The sequence below is a fragment of the Clostridioides sp. ZZV15-6597 genome (genome assembly GCF_020657815.1).
Taxonomy (GTDB): Bacteria; Bacillota; Clostridia; order Peptostreptococcales; family Peptostreptococcaceae; genus Clostridioides.
This window is the reverse complement of sequence record NZ_JAGWCT010000198.1, coordinates 1-2,646: the sequence shown is the minus strand read 5'-3', so window position 1 is coordinate 2,646 and position 2,646 is coordinate 1. Positions and strand designations below refer to the sequence as shown.

The 2,646-nt window shown below is 27.1% G+C and carries 2 protein-coding genes; both read right to left on the bottom strand.

The window, feature by feature from the left end; translation table 11 throughout:
• Positions 1 to 183: 183 nt before the first annotated feature.
• On the bottom strand, positions 184 to 1,068 hold the full coding sequence (locus KGF52_RS20730; RefSeq protein ID WP_227841478.1) for a mechanosensitive ion channel domain-containing protein: 885 nt from the start codon (positions 1,066 to 1,068) through the stop codon (positions 184 to 186).
• Between the two features lie 184 nt (positions 1,069 to 1,252).
• Complete coding sequence (locus tag KGF52_RS20725; protein ID WP_227829743.1) at positions 1,253 to 2,503, bottom strand: MFS transporter; 1,251 nt, start codon at positions 2,501 to 2,503, stop codon at positions 1,253 to 1,255.
• Between the last annotated feature and the right edge of the window lie 143 nt (positions 2,504 to 2,646).

Genomic DNA, 2,646 nt, shown 5'->3' with positions numbered 1-2,646 from the left:
TTTGTGGGGTTGGAGATGTGTATTAGAAACCATAATATAATTTATTATACCAGAATTTTAAAATTTAAATCTATAAGATAGTAAAAATCATTATTAATTAAACATAAATATAAAAAATCTACATAAAGTAAATACAACTGAAAAGGATGCTATTTAAAACATCCCTTTTCTATAATTAAAAACTTAAATTTTATTTAGTTCTCTGACTGTTAAATCCATTTTAGGATATGGTATTGTAATTCCTTCTTCATCAAATCTAACTTTAACCTCTTCTAATAAATCCAGGTAAATTGTCCAATAGTCTTCTGTCTTACACCAAACCCTAATTGCAAATTTAATTGCATTATCTCCATGTTCAACTATTCCTATAAATGGTTCTGGTTCATTTATTATTAATTTATGTTTGTTTACAATTTCTTTTAAGACTCTTCTAACATGTAATATATCATCTTCATATCCTACACTAAAAACTAAATCAACCCTTCTAGTATTTTTTGCAGAATAATTTATCAAACTATCATTTGATACAGAACCATTTGGTATAAGTATCTGTTTATTATCTGGAGTAGCTAATTGTGTATAAAAAAGACCTATTTGCTCAACTGTTCCTCCATGACCTGCTGCTTCTATGTAATCTCCTACTTTAAATGGTCTAATCAGAAGTATAATAAATCCTCCAGCAAAATTTGATAAACTACCTTGCAGTGCCAAACCTATCGCTACCCCTGCTGAAGCTATTACAGCAGCAAAACTAGATAAACTCATACCCCAGTATTCAAGAACAACTATTATAACAGCAACTTTAAGTACACTTAAAAGAAGAGATTTCAAAAACTTTCTTAACGTTAAATCAACATCTCTTTTACCAAGAACTGTCATGACATGGTTTACAATTTTTTTTATTATTTTAAATCCAATGGAAAGTATAAGTAGACCTATTATAAGTTTTACTCCACTTGTAGTTGCCCATTCCAAAAGGCTTTCCATCAAACCGCCCATGTCCATTTTATTAATATCTAGATTATTTAAATCTAACTTACTTATATCATCTATTTTTGTTGTATCCATAGAAAAAACTCCTTACTTTATATTTTAGAACCAATATTATAGTTTAAAGTTCTTATTTTTCTATTTAATATGATACAATATCATTTAATCATAGTAAACAAGATTTATATTCCAGTTAGCTCTTTTTTCTAAATCCAAACCCTCTATTATTTACAGAACTTTATGCTAAGTCACTCCGAAAATGCTACTTAGTTTTAAAATCATCATTTTTTACACCAATATGAGATGCTATTATAGTTATAATACTTAATACTATAAATACAATAAATCCTCTTTTGTATCCATCAACTGTATTGTAGAAATTTATTTGTAAAGATATAGCTATGATTAAATTAATAATACCGCTTCCTATAAATTCAAAAGTATTAATAACACTAGTTGCTAATCCAGAATAAATCTCTTTATTCTTATATTTAGCATCATTAAATACTTGTAAATGTGACATGACTATACACCCCATTATAAAAAATGCTACTGGTAAAAACATTATTGGTGGTTTTACTTTGAAAACAATTACAATTATTATCCATATAAATAAGTCTATCATTGCACCATACTTTATTATGTTAAACTTGCTAGACTTTATTTTTGCAAACACAAAATCCATAATTATTGAACCAAATATAAATCCATATGTAAAAAATGATACTATAAATGCAGAAAAACTCTTGCTAACTCCATAAACGTCCATTATGTATCTTACTCCCCAAAGACTTGTAAATGCACTTGTTAAACCTACAAAAGAAAACATTATTATTGAATTATACCATGTTGACTTATTGACTATAACAGACTTAACCCCTTCAATAATACTAATTTTTTCTGATTCTTCATAAATATCAACATTTACATTAAATCCATATTCTCTTGGTGTATCTCTAACAATAATATACATACAACATCCAATTAAAATACCTATTATACCTATTAATAAAAATGAATTTCTCCAACCAATAAATTCAGATAAAAATACTAGCGGAAAAGTAGCAAGAACTCCTCCCACATTTCCAACAAATGAGAACTTAGCTGTTGCAGAAGCAAACTCTGATTTATCAAACCATCTACCTTGAATTTTTAAGATACAAAGTAGTATTACTGAGGTTCCTGCTCCTACAATTATACGAGAAATATATGCTAATTCTATATTTTGTATTAATCCAAATAATATAGAACCTACACTCGCTGTTATTATTCCAATACTACTAATCTTTCTTGCTCCATATTTATCAATTAATATACCTGCTGGTATTTGCATAAGTGCATATGAGTAAAGGCAAAATGATGCTATATTTGATATTTGTATAGAATTAAAGCCTAACTCTTTTGCTAAATTATCTGAGACAACAGCAGTTGACATCCTTAAAAATAAGACTAAAATAAATGAAAATGTAATTATGCCCCAAACACTCCATTTAGTCTTTGTATAACTTTTCATATTTTCTCCCTCAAATCCATGTAGTTTTAGCTTTTATTACTCTGTTTGTAGACTTTCTATTTGCAGTATTTGCTTATAATAATTTTGTAATTATTTATCAAAATTTTTAGCATTCATTTCTATTATATAATACACATACACAT